We start from the raw sequence: 24,853 nt of genomic DNA, 5'->3' as shown, positions 1-24,853 counted from the left end.
ACCCAAAATGACCCAAAATAAACCTTACATCTTGGCTCTGGACCAAGGGACAACCAGTTCCAGAGCTATCATTTTTGATCATCAAGGACAGATTATTTCCGTTGCCCAAAAGGAATTTAAGCAATTCTTCCCTAAGCAGGGCTGGGTGGAGCATGATCCCAATGAAATCTGGTCAAGTCAATCCGCGGTGATGATTGAGGCCTTGGTAAATAAAGATATCCGGGCTGATGAAATCGCTGCTATCGGAATCACCAATCAACGGGAGACCACCATTGTTTGGAATCGAAAAACCGGAAAACCTATTCACAAAGCCATTGTTTGGCAGGATAGAAGGACTGCGGCTTTTTGTAATGAGCTGAAGGAAAAAGGATATGCTGAAAGAATAGCAGAAAAAACGGGGCTAATTATCGACGCTTATTTTTCTGCTACCAAGGTGAGGTGGATTTTAGACGAAGTAAAAGGCGCAAGGGAAATGGCAGAGGCGGGCGAACTTGCTTTTGGAACGGTGGATTCTTGGTTGATTTGGAAATTGACCGCCGGGAAACACCACCTGACTGACATCACCAATGCCAGTAGGACCATGCTTTTCAATATTCATACCCAAGAATGGGATCAGGAATTGCTGGACTTATTTGGAGTCCCAAAATCCATGCTTCCAGAAGTTAGGACCTGCTCGGAGGTTTTTTGTGAAACTGCTGGTGATGTCCTGAGCGTGAAAATCCCAATCGCAGGAGTGGCAGGTGATCAGCAAGCTGCCCTTTTTGGACAATTGTGCACTGAGCCAGGAATGGCAAAAACGACCTATGGAACGGGTTGCTTTTTGGTCATGAATACCGGAAGTGATGCCGTTCGCTCTAAAAACCAATTGCTGACTACCGTAGCGTGGAAGATCGGAAATGAAATCAACTACGCATTGGAAGGCTCAGTTTTCATAGGTGGAGCGGCTGTTCAATGGCTAAGAGATGGTTTGGAGCTATTCAAAAATGCCAAAGAAACCGAGAAATTGGCTACAAGCTTGGAGGATAATGAAGGAGTCTATTTTGTTCCTGCTCTTGCCGGCCTTGGAGCTCCATATTGGGATCAGGATGCAAGGGGAGCCTTTTTTGGGATTACTCGAGGAACTACCATTTCCCATATGGCAAGAGCAGCATTGGAAGCTATTGCCTATCAGGTGAATGATGTGATCAAAGCAATGGAAAAGGATTCTGGGAAACCCACCCAGGAACTTCGGGTGGATGGGGGAGCTACTGCCAATAATTTCCTGATGCAGTTTCAGGCAGATATTTTGGATTGCGAAATCAAAAGGCCGCAGATTATTGAAACCACAGCTATTGGTGCAGCTTTCTTGGCAGGGTTAGCTGTTGGTTTTTGGAAAAATCAGGAAGAACTTCAATCTCTATGGAAAGCGGATAAAAGTTTCACTCCAAAAATGGACGATGCAAAACGTGATAACCTTTTGCATTTTTGGCACAAAGCAGTAACTAGATCAAAAAACTGGGTAGAATAATGAATCCATACATAGCAGAATTTATAGGAACAGGCATCCTTTTACTGTTGGGATCGGGAGTAGTCGCCAATGTGATTTTACCCGGGACTAAGGGAAATGGCGGAGGCCTGATGGCAATCACCACTGCCTGGGCTTTGGCAGTATTTTGTGGTGTCGTTATAGCGGGGCCATCGAGTGGAGCTCATTTGAATCCAGCTGTTACGATTGGATTGGGAATAGCTGGAAAGTTCGATTGGGCGATGGCTCCGGGTTATATTTTCGCACAAATCGGTGGAGCAATGCTTGGATCAGGATTGGCCTGGTTGATGTACCGTCACCATTTTGATTTGGCTGAAGATCCAGGGCTAAAGCGCGCCCCTTTTTGCACAGATCCTGCTATCCGAAATTTCCCAACCAGTGTAATTTCTGAGGCCATTGGTACTTTCGTTTTGATCTTCGTGATCCTATATATCACAGGTGCCAAACTGGAAGATGCAAATTCAACTCCAATAGGCTTGGGCTCAGTTGGAGCCTTGCCAGTTGCATTTTTGGTTTGGGTAATTGGATTGGCATTGGGAGGCACTACAGGTTATGCAATCAATCCTGCGAGGGATTTGGGACCAAGGATCATGCACCAGCTTTTACCCATCAAAGGAAAAGGTAGTTCAGATTGGGAATATTCTTGGGTACCTGTTTTGGGGCCGATTATTGGAGCTGCTTTAGCAGCCGTTCTCTATCTCAGCGTTGGACTTTAAAGAGGGAATGCCAAGCCCAATTTGAAAGAACCCTCCTGATAAAATTGACTTTGGAATTTGAATTCTGAAATGAGTCCTACCCAGTCGGTCAGGCGGATATAAGCTCCTACGCCCATATTTGCGCCAACATAATTTCTCTTGGTGCCTACTGTTCCTGGTTGGGTATTTTGAAAGCTTTGGCTGTATCCGGCCATTACATAAACTTGGGAAGGGCCTTCTGTCAGGTAGTAGCGGAGATCCATGCTGAAATTGTTAAAATTTCCCACCTCAGGATTGAAGCGGGTATAGCTGGGCATCAAGGCGAATTTGTCCACGAAGAAATATTCAATGCCTACCCCAACACCCCAATACCGGGATTTTAACCCATAGGTACCAAAACCATGAACTCGGGAATCCCCTTGCTCCTGAGCGAAGGAAAATGAACTGGTAAGAAGTGCAAAAGAAAAAATCAGCAAAGCCTTTTTCATATGATCAATTTTGAAAAAAGGTAAAAGGCTTTGCTGAGCTTTGCAAAGATTTATTCCAGGATTTTCACCAATCTTCCCAATCGGCCTTGAGAATCCATGCCCTCAATAATTAGTAATAGTTTTTGGGCAATGTCTGAATTGAAAAACTCAAAGCTGGCTTTTCCACTCTCCGAAGTCTCAATTTTAGGATTCCAGTAGATAGTGGCCCGCTCGTCTGTGGTACTTGGACTTTGGGTATCGTATTTCGGAGAATAAAACTCCCTTACCAAATCGTATCCTCCATACTTAAGGACCAAATTCCCTCCCACACTTTCATAGCTAAGTCCAGCTCCAGTTTTAGTGTAAACGGCAATCACCCCATTTGCTCCTTGGGTACCAAAAATTGCAGTTTTTGCAGGGTCCTTAAATACTTCTATACTTTGTACATCTCGAGGATTGACTTGAAAAAGTAAACCAGCATCCACCGGAACATTATCCAGAAGATACAATGGGGCTGTTCCTGCTTGAATTGATCCCACTCCTCGAATTTGAACAGAGACATCAAATCCATTAATGTTCACCCTCACTCCTGCTACTCTTCCCTGAATCATTTGGAAAATATTGGTATATCCAACGCTTCCGGGAATTTCATCGGGATTAATCGATGCGTCTCCTTCCCCGTATAATTTTCTTCCCGAAGTCTGCTCTTCCTGAAGGGTTTTGGCCTCTACCGTAATTCCTTCCAGATCGGTGATTTTATCCTTGCTATTGAGTTCCTGCATGAGCATTCGAGCCTGATAGCTTTCGGCAAGTTCTTTTGGCCAAGAAATTTCGGAAGGATAGGTCCCTTTTAGTCTTTTAAATGGAGGTTCAGGTCGGTCTATGAAAAGGTCGATAAAGTTTTTGACTCTGGAGTCTTCCGCTGTAAGTGTGACTGTTGCAGAGTCGGTATAGTTCAGTCCAGAAAAAATGAACTTCCCATCAGGTCCAAATTCTGACCCAATTAATTCAATCCCTTCCCCGACTAAGGCACTGATTTTTCCACCTCCAAGGCCTTTTTTGGTTTGGTTTTGCTCCTTAACCTGTCCGGTTAAAGTGATTCCCTCCTCAATGAAAAAACCATTGTCCGGAAATTTTTCGGACTTAATATCTTCCCAGTTAAATCTCCTCCAGCCATGGGTCAGCATTAGCAAATCCAACTCGGCCAGCGTCTCTTGCTCTTGATCCTTGAAATAGTACCCTGGTCGATAAATTTTTCCCTGAAGATCCGAGCTGAGTAAAAGGTGGGAGAAAATACTTCCATGCTCCAAGGTCTCATCAGTCACTTGGGAGGCATCTGCTACCGCTACAGAGAAACTTCCAGTTGCAGGGCTTTCTCCCCATTTGCTGGAAAGGTCTAGTTTAAGTTTTCCTCGTTTACTTAGAGATCCAACTTTTTCTACCTCCAAATCAAGACGATCTGGATTTTGGATAAATACCAAACGCTCTAAAAGTGGTCTGCCTTCATTATCCAAAACCGTAATCGTATTTATCCCTGATGGAAGATTTTGTTTTGGTATTCGCACGCCCCAAACACCATTTGTCAACTGGCCTTGAATCATGTAATTGATCAGTCCTCGGGTATGAGAGACTAAAAGAAGGCTTCCTGATTCAAGGTTTCCCTGAACTATCGCTGAAATGTAGGATGCCCCGGAGTTATTTTGAACCTGTATAGCCAACCCTTTTTCCTCGACTTTTGGTAGGGGAATTCGGATCTCTTCTCCCGAGTTTTTTTCTCTGATTACTGCAAAAAGTTCTTTTTGAGTTGGGGTTAATTCTATTTTTCCTAGACCTCCAAATTGGCTTTCAAAATTTGAGTCTTCGATTCCCTCAATAAAGCCTGTGATGTTGGCAGGGCTTCCATCAGGATAAACAGCCCTGAAAGCCAGAATTGACTTTTTCCCCAAAACCCAATTTCCCCCTTCAGGAAGAAATTGAATGTCGGCTTGGTGAAGCGAGTAGGGTAGTTTGATTTTCTGGGAAACTGCATAATCAGGATTTTCCTGAAAAGTAAGTTCCAGATGCTGGTCAGGAAAAGAACCTGTCGGGATTGAAAAGCTAAATGAAGCCTGACCTTGATTATTTAGCTGGATTTTTTGGGAATAAACCTCTTCACCATTGGACCAGGAAGTCAAGGCAATTTCTTGATTACTTAGTGGATTTCCTGAGCTAGTAATGGCTTTGAGCTCGGCTTGGTATCGGGTTTTGCCGTTTTCAGCTTGAATGGAAGTGAAATCTAGTTGGGGTAAAAAAGACCCTCCCTGCCCGTCAATTACCGTGATTGTTTGTTGGAAAAAATATTCCTCCCCAAAATTTCTCATCCAAGTGGTATAAGCTCGAATCTGATAGATTCCAGTCTTTCCAAATCGAGGAATCAGGTAAGATCCAGCTCCTCGTCCATTTTCGATCTGGATTGTTTTTTGGGTAAGTAATAGACCATCCCCATCAAAAATATCCACATAGAGAGTTTTGCTGAGTGGCGATGGAACCTGAACTCCTCCTGCAACTAAATAGGCACTAAACCAAGCCTCTTCTCCCAAAGTGTAGGTGTACTTATCGAGTTGGAGGTAAGCCTTTTCTACAGGAAACTCTTCCTGATAAGAGTTAAAATAGTTTTGAATTTTTGTTGGCAGCTCTTCCTGAGCTAATGTGGGTACACTGACTAGTGAAAAAGCAGAGAGAAATACTCCCCATAATCGTTTACTCATAAGAAATAATTAATTATAGGGATAGTACTCGATAAGAAAACTAAGGTTTCAATTTTTCTAAAAAATTATTTAGTCGGTTGCAAGCTGAGCAACCTCATTTTTGTTGGCGAGCTGCCCGCATGCGGCATCAATATCCTGACCTCTTGATTTTCTGACTTTAGCAATAATTCCCTGAGATTCCAGAATCCTTACATACATATCCACAGCTTCTTGTTTTGCCTGGCGAAATTCCCCTTCGTCGATGGGATTGTATTGGATGATATTGACTTTGGAAGGAATGATTTTACAGAACTTGGCTAGTGCTCTGGCATGTTTTTCATCATCATTCACACCATCCCAAATCACATATTCATAGGTGACTTTTCTTTTGGTCTTTTGGTACCAGTATTTCAAAGCTTCAGCCAGATCTTCCAATGGATTGGAATCATTGATAGGCATTAATCTGGATCGGGTTTCATTGATCGCAGAGTGGAGGGAAATGGCAAGGTTGAATTTGACCTCGTCATCTGCCATTTTTTTGATCATTTTTGGAATGCCCACGGTAGAAAGTGTAATCCTACGAGGTGCCATTCCAAGTCCTTCCGGAGAGGTGATTTTATCAATAGCCTCGATCACATTTGCATAATTCAGCAGGGGTTCACCCATTCCCATAAAGACAATATTGGTCAAGGGACGCTGGAAATAGGTTTCTGCTTCATCTTTTATGGCAACTACCTGATCATAGATTTCATCTGGATTGAGATTTCTCATCCTCTTGAGTCTGGCAGTTGCACAAAAATTACAGTCCAGGCTGCATCCCACTTGTGAGGAAACACAGGCTGTAATCCGTTTGGAAGTAGGGATTAGGACAGATTCGACGATTTTATCATCGTAAAGCTTCACCGCATTTTTGATAGTTCCGTCGGAACTGTGTTGCATCAAATCCACCTGAATGTGATTGATGGCAAAGTGGCTTTTTAGCAATTCCCGGGTGGAAAGAGAGATATTACTCATGTCGTCGAAATTCTTCAAAGACTTATTCCAAAGCCATTCATAGACTTGCTTTGCCCGGAATTTCTTTTCTCCATGAGAAAGGAAAAATTCTTCGAGTTCTTCGAGATTGAGTTTTCGGATATCTTTTTTCTGGGTTTCCACGATGCAAAGGTAAGGATTGAAAAATTGAAATATTGTAAGATTCAAAAATTGCAAAAACTAAGAGGAGGTGTCAGGGAGTTTTCTCTGGTAGAATTTTTCCCGATAGATGCTGTTTAAGATGGCTTTTATTCCAATTCGAAAACACTTAATCCAAAACGTAGCCTTTCATAAATCGTTTTTGTAAATCCAGTATCCTTTTATCAGAAAAAGAGGAGGATTCAGGAACTTATGCCTTATTTTTGTCCCAGAAAAATCAAACTCCTGCTATGCGCCAATCTTGGTGGAAAATCCTGGCAATTGCTCTTTTGCTTTACACCCTAATTGCCGGACTTTTGATGGATGTTCCCAGGCTTCCTATCCTAAATGAAACCATTCGGGCTTTACATTTTCATGTGACTATGTGGTTTGGAATGATTCTCATGTTGGTGGTTTCGGTGTATTACAGCATCAAGTATTTACGAACCAATAAGCTGGAATATGACGATATGGCTTTGGAATTTACCAATGCTGCGATTCTATTCGGGGTTTTAGGAATTGTGACCGGGATGCTTTGGGCAAAGTTTACCTGGGGAGATTATTGGAGCGGAGATCCCAAGCAAAATGCTGCAGCCATAGGTCTGCTTATGTATTTTGCCTATCTCATTCTTCGTGGAAGCTTAGCCGACCCGCAGCAAAGAGGTAGGATTGGAGCGGTTTACAACATCTTTGCTTTTGCTGCTTTTATCCCTTTGATTTTCGTATTGCCAAGACTTACCGATAGCCTTCACCCCGGAAATGGGGGTAATCCTGGCTTTAATGCTTATGATCTAGATTCCAAGCTTCGTATGGTATTTTACCCAGCCATTATCGGATGGACTCTTATGGGAGCCTGGATTGCAACAGTACGAGTAAGAATCCGTAGGGTAGAACGGGTATTGGAGGACAGAATGCTTAATTCCTAACAAATGAAAAAATTATTGACCATAGCCCTTTTGTTTTTCTCTTTGAACCTTTTGGCTCAGGAAAAAATTGAGGTTACAGATGCTGATTATTCCAACAATTCGGTGGAAATGGCCGATCAAATGAGAGCCGATGGAAAAATCTACGTTTTGGTAGGAATCATCGTGATCATTTTCGTGGGAATTACAGTTTATGTGGTAAATACCGACCGAAGAATATCAAAACTTGAAAAGAATCTTCCTTCTTAATTGCTATAAAAAATGAAAAAGGGACACATCATTGGACTCGGAATTATTGCTATCGCTATTGTCATTATCATGACTTCAATTGGAGATGCAAGTTCCTATGAAAGCTTCAGTACTGCTTGGGAGATGAAGCAGGATGGAGAGGATAAGGCAATCCACGTGGTTGGTCAGTTGAAAAAAGATACTTCAGGCGAGGTCACAGGACTTGAGATTAACGATGACAAAACCTCTTTCACTTTCATGCTTGTTGACAATGAAGGAACTGAGCAGAAGGTTTATTACAATGAGCCTGTTCCGGCGGATTTTCAGAGATCAGAGCAAGTGGTAGTTATAGGTTCTTATCGAGATAAAGAAATCTTCGTGGCAGATAAAATCCTGATGAAATGTCCCTCCAAATATCAGGAGACCGACGTGCAGGCGGCAGGAATGTGAAGCAGATTTAACTACTCCCAGAATAATTATGATCAATACCTTGGTGGGTAACTTCGGTCATTTGATGACCATCTTGGCCTTTGTCAGTGCCTTAGTCACTGCTTATGCCTATTTCCAGTATTTCCAGGCGAATGAAATCGAGAAAGCCAGCTGGAGACGATTTTCAAGAATTTCGTTTTATATCCATGCGGTTTCGACAGCCTTAATCGCGGCTTCACTTTTTGAAATCATTTACAATCATCGCTACGAATATTTCTACGCATATTCCCATAGTTCCAAAGCACTTCCGGTTCATTACATGATCTCCAGTTTTTGGGAAGGTCAGGAGGGGGCTTTTATTCTTTGGGCTTTCTGGAATGTGGTATTAGGGGTGATTTTGATTCATTCCAATAAATTCTGGGAAGGTCCTGTGATGATCGTGTTCTCACTCGTTCAGGCTTTCTTGGTATCCATGATCTTGGGAGTGGTAATTGGGGATTTGAAAATCGGTAGTTCTCCTTTTATACTTTTGAGAGATGCTACTCAGGCTCCGATTTTTCAAATGAACCCAGATTTTATTCCTGAAGATGGAACAGGGCTCAACCCTCTTTTGCAAAACATCTGGATGGTAATCCATCCTCCAACTCTTTTCTTAGGCTACGCATCCACCTTGATTCCATTTGCCTTCCTAATCGGAGGCTTGGTGACTAAAAGATATTCTGAGTGGATAAGGCCTGCATTGCCTTGGGCGATTTTCTCTGCCATGATTTTGGGTATGGGAATCATCATGGGTGCCTACTGGGCTTATGTGACGTTGAACTTTGGTGGGTATTGGAACTGGGACCCTGTTGAAAATGCGGTCTATGTTCCTTGGTTAATCATGGTGGCTGCGATTCATACCATGATCACATTCAAGAAAAGTGCGACTGCTTTGAAGACCTCCATAGTCCTGGTAATCCTGAGCTTTATCCTGGTTTTGTATGCCACATTCCTGGTAAGATCAGGCGTACTTGGAGATGCTTCAGTACATTCCTTTACGGATTTGGGACTTTCGGGGCAGTTGTTGATTTACATGCTATTCTTCTTGGTGATTGCTGTTTTCCTAGCAGCAAGAGCTTGGAAACATATTCCCACTTCCGAAAAAGAAGCTTCGGTTTATTCCCGTGAGTTTTGGATTTTCTTAGGCGCAGTGACTTTGGGCTTGATGTCCTTTCAGGTCATTTTGCCTACTTCAATTCCAGCCTGGAATGCTCTGGTAGAAAGTTTTGGTGGTATTTCAAATATGGCTCCTCCTGCAGATCAGATTGAGTTTTACACCAAATTCCAATTGTGGTTTGCTGTAACAATCGCTTTGCTTACGGCCGTAGGTCAGTTTTTCTGGTGGCAAAAAATGGATAAAAAGGCTCTCAAAGAGGCTTTGGTTACGCCATACATTGTTTCCGTTTTGCTTTCAGCTGGAGTAATTGTACTGGCAAAGGTTTACGATTGGAAATACATCATCATCGTTCTAGCCGGGATGTTTACCATTGTAGCAAACTCGGTAATTCTAGCTCGCATTCTTAAAAAATCAACTTTCAAACTCGCTGGTGGATCCTTGGCTCATATTGGATTGGGCATGATCCTCATCGGGATTATGTTCAGTTCGGGCTATTCAGATGTGATTTCCATCAATATGTCTGGCTTGACTTATAGCAATAGCTGGGAAGATGAAATGAACAAGGAGCACGTGCTGCTTTGGATCAATAAGCCTACCCAAATGAAGGATTACACGGTAGTTTACCGCGGTCGTCAGAAAAAAGTAGTGGGTGTTCCGGAATATGTTCCTGCCAAAATTTTGGAATCCACCGGTAATGTGAATGAGGCATTGGCACTGGAGGATTTCAAGGATTATTTCAAAAAAGGTGATAAGGTCAATTTGGTCCTAGAGGAAAATGACTATTTCAAGATAGACTATTTCCAAAATGAAGCCTTGAAATTTTCTTTGGCGCCAATGTCCCAATTCAATGAAAGTATGGGAGGATTGATATCTTCTCCTGATTCGAAAATCTACCTTAATAAGGACTTGTACACCTACGTTGCGGCGATGAATGATTATTCTGATCCGGACTGGAAAGAAGATGAGGTTTATGAAGTAAGTCCAGGGGAGCAATTCCATATCGCTGACTTTGTCACCTACTTCGATGGGGCTGAAGTACTAAAGGAAATAGATGGATACCAGCTTCAGGAAGGTGATGTAGCCGTAAAAGCCAAATTGAGAGTTTTGGACTACGATGTGGAAAAGCCGCTTGAGCCGACCTTCATTATCCGAAATAATCAAATTGGAAAGCTTCCTATAATCGATACCGAATTAGGTCTAAAAGTAAGTTTGGAGAACATACTTCCGGAGCAAAACAAATTTGTCTTCAAGGTCAATCAATACCAAAAGGATTATGTAGTGATGAAGGCAATCGTTAAGCCTTATATCAATGTCCTTTGGATAGGTACGATCATCATGCTGATGGGATTCACGGTGGCCATTTTCCGCCGCTTCGATGAATTCGTCAAGATGCGTGACAAAGGGATGGAATAAATCGATTTGGGATTTCGGACATAGGATTTCGGATTTTTTCTATCCTATTTCCGAAATCGCAAATCCCAAAACCTAAATCCCCTAACTTTGCGGTATGTTGGATTTTAAGCAGATTCTCTCCGTTTCCCTGATTCTATTTTCAGTGATTGATATTTTGGGATCAATTCCCATCGTAATCAATCTCCGAAAAAAAGTAGGCCATATCAAATCCGAGCGAGCAACCTTGGCGGCAGGGGCATTGATGATTGCTTTTTTGCTTGTCGGGGAGTCCATTTTGAGACTTTTTGGGATTGGGGTAAGTGATTTCGCCATCGCTGGGGCCTTGATCATTTTTGCTCTGGGAGCTGAGATGATTCTTGGAATTGAATTATTCAAACCTGACCCAGAAGCCACTTCCAGTGCTTCGATTGTTCCGATTGCATTTCCTTTGATTGCAGGAGCCGGAACTTTGACCACCATTCTGACTTTAAAGGCAGAATTCGAACAAATCAATATTGCTATCGGGATTTTGCTGAATCTGGTCTTTGTCTATTTGGTGTTGAAAAGTACCAGCTGGCTGGAAAGTAAGCTGGGCAGGACAGGGCTAGATGTTTTACGCAGGATTTTTGGGATAATTCTGTTGTCTATAGCCGTGAAAATTTTCAAAACGAATGTGTTTCCTCTCGATTTGACCTGAAAAATAAAGCCGGACTCCCCGGCTTTTTTTATTTCTTTGCGACATGGTACGAATTTTTACCGATGGGGCAGCCAAAGGCAATCCGGGCCCGGGAGGTTATGGAGTGGTTTTAAAATTTGGGAAGCATCAGAAGGAACTTTCTGAGGGTTTCCGTCTGACCACCAATAACCGAATGGAATTAATGGCTGTAATTAAAGGGCTTCAGGCCTTAAACACCACGGAATATCCAGTCCAGATTTTTTCAGACAGTAAATATGTTGTGGATGCCATCGAAAAAGGCTGGCTTTGGGGATGGCAAAAGAAAGGCTTCAAAGACAAGAAAAATCCTGACTTATGGCTTCGCTATATTCCCCTCCATCTGAAATTCAAACCGAAATTTTTCTGGGTAAAAGGTCATGCCGGACATCCTGAAAATGAACGCTGCGACCAATTAGCAGTGGCCGCAGCAGAGGGGATAGATTTGAAAGTGGATGTGGGATATGAAAACTCGGTTTCTTCATCTTAAGCCGAAAAGAAGGTTAAACTCTTCCTAATCTAAGCTCAAGCAACATTTTTTGAAGAACATTAAATTGTTGCTTGGATTTTTTTCGGGAATTAAAAAAGGAATAAAATCTTACTGAATTAACCTTCAAAGAATTTTCCAAAGTAGAATCGATTTTCGTCATTATGGCATATTTGGCCATCAACAAAAGCGAAATACCCATAACCCTAAACTGAGAAATTTCAAAACCAAAAGCAGAAGGGTTAGGGTGCTTCAAGAGATAGTGATAAGGATGCAACAATCCTTCTGTGGCATTGTATGCTAATTTTAAGTTATTTAAATAGGTCTCATTGAGTCGATGTGCTTCGATTCGGTGATAAAATTTCAGTTCTTGATTATAGTATAGTTTTCCATCTAAAAGACTGATCCAATAACAAATTTCCAAATCCTCTCCTTGAGTTAGGGCTTCACTTTTTCTTCCTTCGGTTAAAAAATAAATCTGTTGCTGAACCAGCGAATCCAGATAAGATTTTTTTACAATAAGCCCAGCACCATATAAATAACGTCCTCTTGCCAACTCCCCATTTGATCCAGCCTGTGGACCTACTGCAAAGCTAGACTGGTGCTTGTTAAACCAACTCGGAATTGGGCCTTCAATTTGAGCAATTCCTTGTCCCCCTAGTGCGCCTATTTCGGGGAATTGTTCGATCAAATTCTTAGCTCGAACCAAATAATCCGGAAAGAGCGTATTGTCGTCGTCACAAAACACGATCCAAGGAAATTCCGCCTGTTTGATACCTGCTATCCGGGCATTCAAAAGTCCGGGACGCGGTTCCAAGATCAATCGGTAGTTAAAAGGAAGAGGATTTGTTTTCCAATATTCCAGACAAAATTGACCAGTTTGATCTGAGGATGCATTATCTATTAATAGCAGCTCTAATTTGGAGGATTCTGGAACGATCAGGTTAGAGATTCCTTCCAAAGTTTGGTTTAGACGATTCTGGCCATTGTAGGTACAGATGATGATCGAAAAATTCATTAAAAATTTTAGATAAGATTCTGGAAAGGTTGGAAAATTATGGTCGAAAAGATTGTAATAACCAGATGAGAATTCCAGAAATCTAAATCTATAATTTATTCTTTTCTTGATTTCCCATGCTTTATATTAAATCAGACATTGTCTTAATTGGCAAATCAGATCGATGGACTTCCTGAAGGGCATGGTATTCTGATTCAGGATAGGTCCAACCTTCATCAGTCAGGTTCCAAAGCAAAGGAGCTAGATTTTGCACAGCAGCTTTACATCCCTGGACAATTGCTCCCATTTTGCCTGTTTGCTTAGAAAGCACTGCTTCATTTTCAATCTCGAAAGGACCTGAAAACCCTTTTTGCTTTAGGGTGTTAATAAAAGCTCTCCAGTCCATCGAATCACCCAAACCAAAGCCAGGGAGCGTAGCTTCATAATGATGTCTATCCCAGGAATTGGTGCTGGAAGGAATTCCAAGTTTCTTTGCCCATTCTGGATTAATTTGCTGCATGGGGTACATATTTCCCCAAAATGGATCAGAGCTATTTCGGGTAGATTTGACGTGGATTCGCTTCAATCTATCCATATCCGTATGCTTGATCACTTCCACCGGGTCGGTATGTTGCCATACATCGTGGGAGGGGTCATAGATCTCTCCGTGATTTTTTTCAGGGACCAACTCATACATGATCTTTCTTGCAGCTAAAACGCCAGTTAGGTTGTTGTAGGTGCCGGTGAAGCCTGAACTTCTCCAGCCTTCCATGGGGCAGTTTTCATACAAAACCGTCACTCCTAAGTCAGCTGCATATCTGATGATGGGCCCAAAAATCTTTTGGTATTCCAAGAGGTTTTTTTCAAAACCACCCTCTTCATTACCCAGCTCATGGTTGTAGCCCACAAAAGTGCCAACCTTCACATCATTTTCGTCTCCACCAAGTAGATAGGCCATGCGGATGAGTCTGAGCAGGTGGTTTTGGTTTTTTACCCGGTGCTCGGGGTCTCCCCCGATTAGGTTTTCAAAGGCCCCAATTGAAAGTCTCAACTTTGCCTGATTAAACTTATCGATAAGTCCCTTGGCTTGCTCAGGGCCAAAATTTTCATAGTCTAGATGGGTAGCCACAAAGTCATCCCGTGTTCCGTCTTTTCTGAAAACACAGAGGTCCAGTCCTTGAACACCGATTTCGGTGGCTTTTTCTATAGTTTGATCCAGATTGAGCTGGTCAAACGCAGAAGTCATGATCCAAATTGGGTTTGCCATGGTTTTTGGGTTTGCTTAAAAATAGGTTTTCCTTGGAAGAATCGGGAACTAAAAATTAGGAATGGATAAAAAGTTTTTCAAATCCCTGAATACTTTCTTCGGATTTCCACTTTCTGTTTTTGTCTTTCCCAAAGAGCCTGTGCAAGATCAGAGGCCACTTTTTCGGGTTCCGATTCGTGGAGAATTTGCTTCAATTTATTTTCTGAAAGGTCCACACGATAGCAAATTTGAAGTAGGCGCTCAAAATTCCTATCCATTAGTTGGCTGATTGCCTTGGTAAGGATTTGAAGAGCTTTTTCCTCTGAAAATCCTTCCAACTGCTCTGGGAGCAGAAAATCTTTGGTTACTAACTGGTAGGTTTCTTCAGGAATACTTGTCTTCATGGCAAATGAAAAGCCCCGACTTGAATCGGGGCTAGTAAATTAAGCTTCTTTTTTTTCTTCAGTGCTTTCCTCGAATACTTCCGGAGCAAATTTTCGGATAATTTGGTACCAGGCATTAAGTTTTTTGATGTCTGAGGTGTAGACTCTTTCCTCGTCAAAATCAGGAAGAACTGACTTCAAAAACGCTCTCAATTCTGAATCAGAAGAGCTGGCCTCTACTCCGGTATCGCCTTTGTATTCGCTTTCGATTTTTTTCATCACCGATTCCAAAGGCTCAGCTCCTTCTTCAGTCATGGTGTAAATAGAAATGTCGCTAAGGATAGAAACTCTCATGGACATACCTGCCACCAATTTGGCTTTCTTTTCGTCAAGTGACTCCAAAATCACTCCTGAACGTGTTGGCTTAAGTACTTTATATAATCCCGGCTTGCCGGATACGGATGCAATGTCTTTAAAATTCATGGATAATGTTGATTTAGGCTGCAAATATAAGCGTATCGATTAATTCGACTGCTCTGCTTTGAATTCTTCTACCAATTGTTCGATAAATCCGATTACTTCTTCCTTTCCCTGACCTTTTTCGGCAGAGGTGACAAAGTAGTCCGGAGCTTCCTCGAATATTTCTTCAGTCTTTTTTAAGAAAGCCTTGACATTTTTATCAGTTTGGGTTTTAGATTGCTTATCGGCTTTGGTAAAAATTAAAGCAGCCGGTACTCCTTCGGTTCCACACCAAAGCAAAAACTCCAAATCGATCTTTTGGGGTTCTAGGCGGCTGTCAATAAGAATAAAGACCCCACAAAGGTTGGTTCTTTTGGTCAGATAGGTGGAGATCATTTTCTCCCAATTTTCTCTGGTATCCTTGCTGACTTTGGCAAATCCATAACCCGGCAAATCCACCATATACCATTGGTCATTGATCATAAAATGATTGATCAACTGGGTTTTTCCGGGTTTTTGGGAGGTTTTGGCAAGTTCTTTTACCCCGGTAATCATATTGATCAGGGAGCTTTTTCCCACATTAGACCTTCCGATAAATGCAATTTCTGCCCGATCGGGCTTAGGGCACTTTTCGGGATTGGTATTACTTACTACAAATTCAGCTTTCTTGATCATGACATTTATTTGAACCCAAAATTACGCTTTTATTTTATAAGGCTAGTTTGGGTAAAAACTCAACAATTTTCGATTCCTCGGGTTTCTGTAGTAATATTGCGCACCAAAGAAGACTCGTGATGGCTGTAGTACCCTATAAAGACAAACAAGACCCGAAGAAGGCACAGGTAGCTGAAATGTTTAACAACATCAGCCCAAAGTATGATTTGCTCAACCATGTGCTCAGTTTGGGGATTGATATTGTCTGGAGAAAAAAGGCGATAAAGATGCTCAAAAAGGACCAGCCTAAGCTGATTTTGGACATTGCAACTGGTACTGGCGACTTTGCTATCGAAGCTTTGGCTCTGAATCCTGACAAAATTATCGGAGTGGATATTTCTGAAGGAATGCTTTCAGAAGGGCGAAAGAAAATGATCAAACGTGGTCTGCAGGACAAAATCGAAATGCAGCTGGGAGATTCTGAAGGATTATTGTTTGAGGATAATAAGTTTGATGCGGTGATCGTTTCTTTTGGAGTCAGGAACTTTGAAAATCTGGAAAAGGGATTGGCGGACATGTACAGGGTACTTAAGCCAGGAGGGAAAACAGTCATTTTGGAGTTTAGTAAGCCAAAAGCATTTCCAATGAAGCAGGCTTATGCGTTTTACTCCAATGCGATTCTTCCTCAGGTTGGTAAAATTGTATCCAAAGACAATTCTGCTTATACTTATCTTCCGGAGTCAGTTCAGGCCTTCCCGGATGGGGAGGATTTTCTGGCAGTCTTGAAAAAAGTCGGATTTCACAGCACCGTATGCAAACCACTCACTTTTGGTATAAGCTCAATCTACGTAGGACAAAAGTAATTGTCGCCTTCCTTTTATTTTTTGGAGGGATAAGTCATGGTTTTGCTCAGGGCTTGTTCGGATTGACCAGCACTTCCGGATCGGATGATAAACCACTTTCCTATGGGTTTTTCCTTGCCGGACATACTGCCACTTACCAGGTAAGGTATTCAGATGCATTCGTGAAGGCTACTGATCCAGTTACTGGTCAGGTTCATTCTATTTTTCCAAAATATACCCCTGGGTTTTCCTTGGGATTTATTGGGATTTTACGATTTCACGATCAATTCAATCTGCTTTTTACTCCTAAAATCGGCTTTTATGAGTATCGAGTTGACGTTAATTATTTTACCACTGGAGCAGGAAATACCTTTCCTGGAAATACTACCGATCCAAATACAGTAGAACCCTTAAGAACAGAAGAATTGGTCAATGAGGCCACAATCGTAGAACTTCCTCTTCTTTTTAAATATCGATCCCAGCGATTCAATAATACCCGAATGTATTTTATCGGTGGAGCTAGCTATCAATTCCGAACTAAGTCCCAGGATGAAGCAAACCTGGATCCCATCGTAACCACAGGGCAGGATTTTACTTTGGAAGCCGGCATGGGTTTCGAGGTTTATTTTAGATTTTTCAAGTTTGCCCCGGAAATCCGTTTTTCTCATGGCCTAAATAATGTCTATATGGCTGAAAAAACGAACCCAGCCTTCTCTAGTGCATTAGAATCTCTTAGGAGAAAATCCATTACCATTTACTTGAACTTCCAGTAAAGAGGAATTCTCCGAAATTGTTTCCGTAGATTCTTCCTTCATTTTGGCTATTCCTGACTTTTCAAATCAGAGGAATTAAAAGGAAATCACTACTTTAAACTTGCCTGTTTTTACGAGACAGCGTGAGTTTAACCCAGATAACCTCCTTTTGCCTATGAAGTCCCGATCTTGGACATTACTAATTACCACGGTCATCGCCCTAACCTTGATTTCCTTTGTTTTGCTTTTCAAGCAAGGAAAAACTGAGCCTATGCTTGGGGATGTTTCCTACATCTTTTGGATCAGCTTTTCAGTCACCTGCATTTTGGTGTTTCTGACATTTTTAGGGTCTAGAGTATTTCCCTACAAAGAATCTGAGGGCAAATGACTGGTTGGCTGATTTTCTTCTTCCTGCTGTTTTTGGCTTCTTTAGCCTATGCTTCATACAAGTCCTACCAGAAAAACAGAAGCTCGGACGAGTTTATGTTGGCAGGTTCAAATATTGGGGCGATACTGGGTTTTCTAACCTTTTCTGCAGCTCTCTTTAGTGCGTTCACCTTTATGGGAATGCCAGATTTCTTTCGGGTGCACGGAGTTGGAGCCTGGATCTTTCTAGGGTTTTCAGATGCCTTGATGGTGTTTTTCCTGTTGTGGTTTGGCTATGCGCTTCGAAAAAGAGCCGCAATCGTTGGATATAAGGGTGTAGCAGGATTTGTCCAAAACTGCTTCCAGAATAAGTGGGCAGGATATCTGGTTTTTATTAGTTCCTTCTTGTTCTTGATTCCTTATGTTGCGATTCAGATCCGGGGGATTTCCATCTTCCTCAATGCAGCCTTTCCTGATTTGATGCCTTATTGGGGTTGGTCTGCATTTTTGGTGGCGATTATGCTGGTATATTCAGAAATAGGGGGGCTTAAGGCGATCATGTATAGTGATGCAATTCAGGGTGTGATTCTTTTGGTGGTGATTTGGATAATTGGATGGACTTGTCTCGAAATGGCAGGAGGACTCAAAGCCGGGACTCAAGCTGTGATGGAAAGTAATGCCGCTTTACTTTCTCTTCCCGGGCCAAAAGGTCTTTTTAGCTCGGCTTTTCTGATAGCTTCTGCAATTGCGATTGTAATGATTCCAGTTTCTCAACCTCAGTTTACCACCCGATTAGTAATAATGAAGAATCTTAAGGCAGTTCATAAAATGGCCTATGCGGTCGGGATTTTTGCCATTTTGGTAATTCTGCCAACTGCCTTTATCGGTTTGTATGGGGCAGTAGCTTACTCTGAAAGTACTACGGCTGATTTTCTGTCTTCCGCACTTCTTTTTGACCAAGCTAATCCAGTAGCAGCCTTGGCTGTAGTGGGACTTTTCGCAGCATGTTTATCTACGACTAATGCGCAAATTTTCGCTTTGGGAACAGAATTGAGATCTCTTCTTAAAGGTGAAGACAAGCAAAATATGCGAATTACAAAAGTTGGGATTTTGCTGTTTTCCCTGATTGTTTTAGTCTTTTCGGCCATGATCAGTGACGAATTGGTTTTACTAGCCCGGGTGAGTTTTGCAGGCACCTCTATGATTGCTCCGGTTGTTTTGGGAGCTGTTATTTTCAAAAATCCTCCAAAGTCCCTTTTGATTTTATCTGCCTTGGCCTTGTCCTATTTTGTCTTGAGCTTGTTGAATTGGGTTCCAGTAGGTTTTACTGGCCTGCCTACGGATGCAGCCATGTATTTGATTTTAATACCTACTACAGCAGTCCTTATGCTGTTTCACCATTTTACTTCCAAAACACCTCATGAAGCTTAATTTTCAACTTTCTCTTCAAGATGTTTTGCGTCAGCTACCCAGATTTTGGGAGTTTTCAGGGGAGAAAATTTTATCCATAGAAAAAACTTTTGACACCTCTAAAGGAGCACCTGTTTTCACTGAAGCAGGAAAATACGTCACCAGAGGTTGGACAGAATGGACTCAAGGCTTCCAATTTGGTTCTGCGATTTTGCAGTTTGATGCGACAGGTGACCAAGAGTTTCTAGAAATCGGAAGGAAAAATACGGTACAAAAAATGGCTCCTCACCTCACTCACGTCGGGGTTCATGATCACGGATTCAATAATGTCAGTACTTATGGAAACCTGCTTCGATTGATCCACGAAGGCAAAATCGATGGTTCTGATTGGGAAAAGGAATTCTATAAACTCGCACTGAAAGTCACCGGAGCTGTACAGGCTACCCGCTGGACCAAGACTCCATCCGGAGGTTTTATTTATTCCTTCAATGGCCCCCATTCCTTGTTTGTGGATACGATCCGAAGCTGTCGTGCTTTGGTGGTATCGCATCAATTAGGCCATGTTCTTCAGGGAGAAAATGATGTAAAGATTTCCCTGATTCAGAGAGCGATTCAGCATTTATTGAGCACTGTGAGATATTCCATCTATTATGGAAAGGGGAGAGATAGCTACGATATTTCTGGAAGGACGGCTCACGAAATTATATTCAATACTAACGATGGGAATTATCGCTGTCCCAACTCCCAACAAGGATATACAGGCTTTAGTACCTGGACCCGGGGATTGGCTTGGGCCATTTGCGGACTGGGTGAGACACTGGAAATTTTGGATCAAATTCCTGAGTCAGATTATGCCAGTTTGATTTCTAAACAGGATCTGTTATCCGAACTCACCGAAGCGGCTAAAGCCACCGCGGCGTTTTATTTGGCAAATACACCGACAGATGGGATTCCGTATTGGGATACTGGAGCACCGAATCTTTACCGATTAGGCGATTACCTTAATCGACCAGCCGATCCATTTAATGAATTCGAACCTGTGGATAGCTCCGCAGCTTGTATTGCGGCTCAGGGATTTATCCGAATAGGAAATTGGCTAAATCAAGGTAAACCTGGATCAGGTGATACTTATGTCCAAGCTGGAATTCAGTTAGCCAATGTACTTTTTTCCGAACCCTATCTTTCAATAAAAGAGACTCATCAAGGTCTGATTTTACATTCCATTTACCATCAGCCGAATGGTTGGGATTATGTGCCTGAAAAAGGAAAAGTAGCCCATGGGGAATCCAGCATGTGGGGGGATTACCACGCCCGAGAGTTGGCTATTTTACTTCAAAAGATGGGAAATCAGGAGCCGTACTACACTTACCTTAACTGTGTGAAAAAATGAGTGGAAAGTACAAGCCAGTTTATCCTAGGGTAGCCCAATTGAAAACTACAGAGCTTTTCCAAGCTCACTTGGAAAAGGAAGGGATAGATATGCCCTTTGTCAATGAAGTTTCCTCAGGTTTAGCATCAGTCTTTGGGCAATCTCATGTACTTCGCTCAGGAAGAAAAATTGGAAATGCCTTCTGCATCTTGCCCATGGAAGGCTGGGACGGAACTACCGACGGGAGACCCAGTGAGCTTACCAAAAGAAGGTGGAAAAATTTTGCACTCAGTGGAGCAAAATTGCTTTGGGGATGTGAGGCAGTAGCAGTAAGACCTGAAGGCAGGGCCAATCCCAACCAGTTGATGCTTAATCCAGAAACGTTCCCAGATTTTGTCTCCCTAGTTGAAATGCTGCAGCAGACGCATTTAGAGCGATTCGGAGATAGTTCTGATTTGGTCATTGGACTCCAGCTGACCCATTCGGGTAGATTTTGCAAGCCCAACGACAAGAAAAAAATGGAACCCAGGATTCTTTATCCCCACCCTGTTTTGAATCAAAAATTTGGATTGGGAGAAGACTATCCCTTAATGAGTGATCAGGAAATTGAGGGAATCATCGAAGACTACATCAAGGCAGCTGTTTTAGCCCAAAAAGCAGGATTTCACTTTGTGGACATCAAACATTGCCATGGGTATTTGGGGCATGAGTTTTTGAGCGCCTATGATCGGGAGGGGAAATATGGGGGGAGTTTTGAAAACCGGACTCGCTTCTTAAAAGAAATTGTCGAAGGAATTCGAAAAGCCGCACCCGGCCTTGAAATCGGCGTGCGAATGAGCGTTTTTGATTGGGTTCCTTTTCAAAAAGGTCCTGAGGAAACAGGCGTTCCCGCAATAAGTTCTGGGTATCGCTATGCTTTTGGAGGAGGAGAAAGTGGTCAAGATTTTGAATTGACGGAGTCTTTTGCCTTTCTCCAAGTGCTGAAGGATTTAGATATTGAGCTTTTCTGCACTACCGCAGGAAGCCCCTATTACAATCCACATATCCAGCGTCCTGCCTTATTTCCACCTTCGGATGGGTATTTACCACCCGAGGATCCTTTGCATGGGGTGGCTAGGCAGATTCAGGCTACCGCAGCTATCAAAAAGGAATTTCCTGAATTTTATATGGTAGGCTCGGCCTATTCCTACTTGCAAGAATGGCTTCCAAATGTAGGAGAGTCTGTTCTAACTCAAAAAATGGCCGATTCCATTGGCTTCGGGCGAATGGTCTTGAGCTATCCGGATATGCCTGCAGATATTTTGGCTGGACCAGAGCTCAAGCGTGGAAAGATTTGCCGAACCTTCTCCGATTGTACCACTGCTCCCCGAAACGGAATGATCTCAGGTTGTTTTCCTCTGGATCCATTTTATAAAAACATGCCTGAATACGATCAACTCAAAGAATTGAAAAGCGAATGAGACCAGTAGCCTTGATTACCGGAGGAACCCGAGGAATCGGGTTGGGGATTGCAAAGAAATTGGCAGCTGAAGGGGTAGATTTGGCGCTCAATGGAGTCCGACCCGAATCAGAAGTTCAGGATGTTCTTCAGGAACTCCGAAAATCAGGTGTCGAAGTGGTATATTTTCCGGGAAATATCGCTAGCAAAGAAGACCGTGAGTCCATCCTTCAAGGGGTTAAGGAAAAGTTTGGGCGCTTGAATTTTCTGGTGAATAATGCCGGTGTGGCTCCCAGAGTCCGAGCGGATTTGTTGGAAGTGGAAGAGGAGGACTTTGATCACCTGATGGATATCAATCTGAAAGGAACCTTCTTTTTGACCCAGAAAGCGGCGACTTGGATGAAAGAACAAAAAGAATCGCATGCTCAAGAAAACCTAGCCATCCTCACCATCACTTCAGTATCCGCTAAACTAGCCTCAACCAATCGAGCGGCCTATTGCATTGCAAAGTCCGGACTCTCCATGATGTCTCAGGTGTTTGCGGTGAAAATGGCTGGATTGGGCATTCCCGTTTATGAGATTCAGCCCGGAGTCATTGAAACAGACATGACTGAAAAAGTGAAGGGAGCCTATCAGGAAAGAATTCAGAACGGATTGACTCTGGAGCAAAGAATGGGAACTCCAGAAGATATCGGAAAAGCGGTTGCGGCAATTCTTCGGGGAGATTTTCCCTATGCCACCGGCCAGATTTTCACCATTGATGGTGGAATGATGGTTGGGCGACTGTAATCTTTTCAAAATGGGTTTCTATTCCCTATTTTGGATGCCATGAAACCCCAACTCAAAACTGAAATTCTAGCCGGTATTTCCACTTTTCTGGCTTGTTTCTATATCATCATCGTCAATCCGGCCATTCTTGCAGAAGCCGGAATGCCTTTCTCAGCAGTACTTACAGCTACCGTATTGGTTTCTGCTTTTGGGAGTTTGATGATGGGGCTTTATGCCAAAAATCCCATCGTGGTAGCTCCTGGGATGGGAATCAACGCCTTCTTCACCTATACTGCCGTAATGGGTTTTGGGTTGACTTTTGAAGAAGCTCTGGGAGCAGTATTTTGGTCTGGAGTGATCTTTTTGATTCTTTCTGTTTTTAAGACTCGGGAGAAAATCATTCAGGCGATTCCAGCGGCTATCCGCCATGCAGTTTCGGCAGGGATCGGGCTTTTCATCTGCTTTATTGGCTTTCAGAATGCGCATTTCATTGTGGACAATCCCGCAACTTTGGTTGGGATGGCTTTTTTCAAGGATCCTCTTACCTTGACTTTTTTGGCAGGATTGCTTTTCACAGGAGGCTTGCTGATTCGTAAAGTTTCTGGAGCCATCATCTATGGAATTTTATTTACCACCCTATTGGCCTGGCCGATTGGCCGATGGTGGGGTGATGCTTCTGCCGTCAATTTTGGAGTAGCCACGGTGGTCAATTTTACTGGGATATTTTCCATGCCTGATTTCAGTTTGGTGGGAAAGGCAGACATTTTGGGTTCCCTGAAGTATAGCTATATCCCAGTGATCTTTGTATTTACCTTCACCATCCTCTTTGACGGGATTTCCACTTTCGTTGGTTTATCCGAAGCCTCAGGACTCAAGGATCCCGATGGAAGTCCACAAAACATGCGGAAGTCGCTCTTGACGGATTCCGTTGCGACCCTTTTTGCGGGTTTGGTGGGGAGTAGTTCCGGGACGGCCTACATCGAGTCTGCAGTAGGAATTGAAGAAGGGGGACGAACGGGTGTAACGGCTATCACGGCAGGCTTGCTTTTTCTTCCTTTTATGTTTTTCTCTCCACTCTTGTCCATCATTCCTTCGGTGGCCAGTTCGATAGCTTTGGTGTTGGTGGGATCATTTATGGTCATTCCGCTGACGAAAATTAATTGGCACAATCCCCAAGAAGCCCTTCCTTCCTTTTTGACAATCGTATTGATTCCATTTACCTATAGTCTTTCGGTAGGGATTTCTTTTGGATTTATCAGCTGGACGGTTTTGAAAATACTTACCGGCAAAACTTCAGAACTCAACCCGATTTTGGCGGTGATTAGCGTACTTTCGCTTTTCTTTTTGTGGATATGAAAAAATCAATTTTGATCCTGCTGACCTTGCTAATCATGCATGGGTCAATAGCCCAGAGAATAGCGGTGATGGGTGCTTTGGATGAGGAGATAGCCATTTTGAAAGAAGAAATGGGAAAGTATAAAACCCAAGAGCGAGGTGGAATTGACTTTTACTTGGGAAAGCTTAAGGGAAAAAAAATTGTCCTGCTCAAGGCTGGAGTTGGCAAAGTAAATTCCAGTTACAGCACAGCTGTTTTAATGGAAAACTATCATCCAGAGGCCCTGATTTTTACCGGAGTGGCTGGGGGATTGGCACCAGATGCCTTACCTGGAGATTTGGTGATTGGGGAAAAGTTGGTTCAATACGACTATGGACAAGTCGATAGTTTAGGTTTTCATGTTTCCCCATTTAGGCATCCATTTGATGCCCAAGGTGAGGAATTATTTATTTCCGGAGATTCCGCACTGATTTCAACCAGCTTGGAAGTAGCCAAAGCCCAAACCTTTCTTCCCATATCTGGACGTGAACCCCGAGTTTTTTCAGGCGTAATTGCCACCGGAGATTTGTTTGTCAGCAGCGATGAAAAAGCGAAATGGTTGTATGAGGAATTTGGCGCTTTAGCCACCGAAATGGAAGGGGCTGCCATTGGACATATCTGCCGGACTTTGGGTGTTCCTTTTGTGATCATTCGCTCCTGCAGCGATAATGCTAACAACCATGCAAGGGTGAATTTCAACCAATTCGTAGGACCTGCTTCAGTTAATTCAGCAAAGATTGTATTGGGAATATTAGAAAGTATGCAGTAAAAAGTATGCAGTCAGCTTCTTGTATCGTCCTAAATAGAGTTGACCGTTTTGAAGTTGGTTTTGGTTAGAATTTGATTTTGTTCAAAGTGATCTGGTGTTAAACCTCCCAGACTTT

25 protein-coding genes are annotated in these 24,853 nt (G+C 42.7%); 17 read left to right on the top strand and 8 right to left on the bottom strand.

Features of this window, described 5'->3' with window-relative positions; genetic code table 11:
• Positions 1-7 precede the first annotated feature (7 nt).
• Both glpK and DFQ04_RS16840 read left to right on the top strand, forming a co-directional pair.
• Positions 8-1,507: a glycerol kinase GlpK gene (glpK, locus tag DFQ04_RS16845; RefSeq protein WP_133558026.1), complete on the top strand. Its 1,500-nt coding sequence runs from the start codon at positions 8-10 to the stop codon at positions 1,505-1,507.
• Positions 1,507-2,241 (top strand): MIP/aquaporin family protein, encoded by a 735-nt coding sequence (locus tag DFQ04_RS16840; RefSeq protein ID WP_133558024.1) that lies wholly within the window; start codon positions 1,507-1,509, stop codon positions 2,239-2,241. Before glpK ends, DFQ04_RS16840 begins: the two co-directional genes overlap by 1 nt.
• Here DFQ04_RS16840 and DFQ04_RS16835 read toward each other — a convergent pair.
• The 3 genes from DFQ04_RS16835 to rlmN form a co-directional block, all read right to left on the bottom strand.
• Positions 2,238-2,708: an outer membrane beta-barrel protein gene (locus DFQ04_RS16835; RefSeq protein WP_133558022.1), complete on the bottom strand. Its 471-nt coding sequence runs from the start codon at positions 2,706-2,708 to the stop codon at positions 2,238-2,240. The two genes, DFQ04_RS16840 and DFQ04_RS16835, sit on opposite strands and share 4 nt — an antisense overlap.
• Before the next feature lie 50 nt (positions 2,709-2,758).
• Positions 2,759-5,434, bottom strand: coding sequence for a TonB-dependent receptor plug domain-containing protein (locus tag DFQ04_RS16830; protein WP_133558020.1), 2,676 nt, complete (start codon positions 5,432-5,434; stop codon positions 2,759-2,761).
• A gap of 69 nt (positions 5,435-5,503) precedes the next feature.
• On the bottom strand, positions 5,504-6,571 hold the full coding sequence (rlmN, locus tag DFQ04_RS16825) for a 23S rRNA (adenine(2503)-C(2))-methyltransferase RlmN (protein WP_133558234.1): 1,068 nt from the start codon (positions 6,569-6,571) through the stop codon (positions 5,504-5,506).
• A 236-nt stretch (positions 6,572-6,807) separates the two neighbouring features.
• Here rlmN and DFQ04_RS16820 point away from each other — a divergent pair, with 236 nt between their 5' ends.
• The 6 genes from DFQ04_RS16820 to rnhA all read left to right on the top strand — a co-directional run bounded on the left by DFQ04_RS16820 (position 6,808) and on the right by rnhA (position 11,913).
• Positions 6,808-7,509: a cytochrome c biogenesis protein gene (locus DFQ04_RS16820; RefSeq protein ID WP_262709447.1), complete on the top strand. Its 702-nt coding sequence runs from the start codon at positions 6,808-6,810 to the stop codon at positions 7,507-7,509.
• 3 nt (positions 7,510-7,512) lie between these two features.
• A complete protein-coding gene (locus DFQ04_RS16815) occupies positions 7,513-7,755 on the top strand; it encodes a CcmD family protein (RefSeq protein ID WP_208110549.1) in 243 nt (80 codons plus the stop codon).
• A 12-nt stretch (positions 7,756-7,767) separates the two neighbouring features.
• On the top strand, positions 7,768-8,184 hold the full coding sequence (locus DFQ04_RS16810) for a cytochrome c maturation protein CcmE domain-containing protein (RefSeq protein WP_133558016.1): 417 nt from the start codon (positions 7,768-7,770) through the stop codon (positions 8,182-8,184).
• A 28-nt stretch (positions 8,185-8,212) separates the two neighbouring features.
• Positions 8,213-10,732, top strand: a complete 2,520-nt coding sequence (gene ccsA, locus DFQ04_RS16805; protein WP_133558014.1) for a cytochrome c biogenesis protein CcsA — start codon at positions 8,213-8,215, stop codon at positions 10,730-10,732.
• A gap of 94 nt (positions 10,733-10,826) precedes the next feature.
• Positions 10,827-11,408 carry a MarC family protein gene (locus DFQ04_RS16800; protein ID WP_133558012.1) on the top strand — a complete coding sequence of 194 codons (582 nt, stop codon included), beginning with the start codon at positions 10,827-10,829 and terminating at the stop codon, positions 11,406-11,408.
• A gap of 43 nt (positions 11,409-11,451) precedes the next feature.
• A complete protein-coding gene (gene rnhA, locus DFQ04_RS16795) occupies positions 11,452-11,913 on the top strand; it encodes a ribonuclease HI (protein WP_133558010.1) in 462 nt (153 codons plus the stop codon).
• A 13-nt stretch (positions 11,914-11,926) separates the two neighbouring features.
• Here the strand turns inward: rnhA and DFQ04_RS16790 are convergent, their stop codons facing one another.
• The 5 genes from DFQ04_RS16790 to yihA all read right to left on the bottom strand — a co-directional run bounded on the left by DFQ04_RS16790 (position 11,927) and on the right by yihA (position 15,670).
• Positions 11,927-12,928, bottom strand: a complete 1,002-nt coding sequence (locus DFQ04_RS16790) for a glycosyltransferase (RefSeq protein ID WP_133558008.1) — start codon at positions 12,926-12,928, stop codon at positions 11,927-11,929.
• Positions 12,929-13,049: 121 nt separating this feature from the next.
• Positions 13,050-14,174 carry a sugar phosphate isomerase/epimerase family protein gene (locus tag DFQ04_RS16785; RefSeq protein WP_133558006.1) on the bottom strand — a complete coding sequence of 375 codons (1,125 nt, stop codon included), beginning with the start codon at positions 14,172-14,174 and terminating at the stop codon, positions 13,050-13,052.
• A gap of 77 nt (positions 14,175-14,251) precedes the next feature.
• Positions 14,252-14,557 carry a hypothetical protein gene (locus DFQ04_RS16780; protein WP_133558004.1) on the bottom strand — a complete coding sequence of 102 codons (306 nt, stop codon included), beginning with the start codon at positions 14,555-14,557 and terminating at the stop codon, positions 14,252-14,254.
• Positions 14,558-14,596: 39 nt separating this feature from the next.
• On the bottom strand, positions 14,597-15,019 hold the full coding sequence (locus DFQ04_RS16775; RefSeq protein ID WP_133558002.1) for a DUF5606 family protein: 423 nt from the start codon (positions 15,017-15,019) through the stop codon (positions 14,597-14,599).
• 39 nt (positions 15,020-15,058) lie between these two features.
• Positions 15,059-15,670 carry a ribosome biogenesis GTP-binding protein YihA/YsxC gene (gene yihA, locus DFQ04_RS16770; RefSeq protein ID WP_133558000.1) on the bottom strand — a complete coding sequence of 204 codons (612 nt, stop codon included), beginning with the start codon at positions 15,668-15,670 and terminating at the stop codon, positions 15,059-15,061.
• Positions 15,671-15,789: 119 nt separating this feature from the next.
• Here yihA and ubiE point away from each other — a divergent pair, with 119 nt between their 5' ends.
• The 9 genes from ubiE to DFQ04_RS16725 all read left to right on the top strand — a co-directional run bounded on the left by ubiE (position 15,790) and on the right by DFQ04_RS16725 (position 24,738).
• A complete protein-coding gene (gene ubiE, locus DFQ04_RS16765) occupies positions 15,790-16,512 on the top strand; it encodes a bifunctional demethylmenaquinone methyltransferase/2-methoxy-6-polyprenyl-1,4-benzoquinol methylase UbiE (RefSeq protein WP_133557998.1) in 723 nt (240 codons plus the stop codon).
• Complete coding sequence (gene porT / locus DFQ04_RS16760; protein ID WP_133557996.1) at positions 16,461-17,264, top strand: type IX secretion/gliding motility protein PorT/SprT; 804 nt, start codon at positions 16,461-16,463, stop codon at positions 17,262-17,264. The genes ubiE and porT overlap by 52 nt, the downstream gene beginning before the upstream one ends.
• 154 nt (positions 17,265-17,418) lie before the next feature.
• Positions 17,419-17,631, top strand: a complete 213-nt coding sequence (locus DFQ04_RS16755; protein WP_133557994.1) for a hypothetical protein — start codon at positions 17,419-17,421, stop codon at positions 17,629-17,631.
• A complete protein-coding gene (locus DFQ04_RS16750; RefSeq protein WP_133557992.1) occupies positions 17,628-19,040 on the top strand; it encodes a sodium:solute symporter family protein in 1,413 nt (470 codons plus the stop codon). Before DFQ04_RS16755 ends, DFQ04_RS16750 begins: the two co-directional genes overlap by 4 nt.
• Positions 19,030-20,409, top strand: a complete 1,380-nt coding sequence (locus DFQ04_RS16745) for a glycoside hydrolase family 88 protein (protein WP_133557990.1) — start codon at positions 19,030-19,032, stop codon at positions 20,407-20,409. The genes DFQ04_RS16750 and DFQ04_RS16745 overlap by 11 nt, the downstream gene beginning before the upstream one ends.
• Complete coding sequence (locus DFQ04_RS16740) at positions 20,406-21,848, top strand: oxidoreductase (protein ID WP_133557988.1); 1,443 nt, start codon at positions 20,406-20,408, stop codon at positions 21,846-21,848. The genes DFQ04_RS16745 and DFQ04_RS16740 overlap by 4 nt, the downstream gene beginning before the upstream one ends.
• Positions 21,845-22,615: a 3-ketoacyl-ACP reductase gene (locus DFQ04_RS16735; RefSeq protein ID WP_133557986.1), complete on the top strand. Its 771-nt coding sequence runs from the start codon at positions 21,845-21,847 to the stop codon at positions 22,613-22,615. Before DFQ04_RS16740 ends, DFQ04_RS16735 begins: the two co-directional genes overlap by 4 nt.
• 39 nt (positions 22,616-22,654) lie before the next feature.
• Positions 22,655-23,950, top strand: coding sequence for an NCS2 family permease (locus tag DFQ04_RS16730; RefSeq protein WP_166637321.1), 1,296 nt, complete (start codon positions 22,655-22,657; stop codon positions 23,948-23,950).
• On the top strand, positions 23,947-24,738 hold the full coding sequence (locus tag DFQ04_RS16725) for a 5'-methylthioadenosine/adenosylhomocysteine nucleosidase (RefSeq protein WP_133557983.1): 792 nt from the start codon (positions 23,947-23,949) through the stop codon (positions 24,736-24,738). The genes DFQ04_RS16730 and DFQ04_RS16725 overlap by 4 nt, the downstream gene beginning before the upstream one ends.
• Positions 24,739-24,853: the final 115 nt, after the last annotated feature.

The organism is Algoriphagus boseongensis (genome assembly GCF_004362805.1).
GTDB lineage: Bacteria > Bacteroidota > Bacteroidia > Cytophagales > Cyclobacteriaceae > Algoriphagus > Algoriphagus boseongensis.
This window is presented reverse-complemented; position numbering and strand designations above follow the sequence as displayed.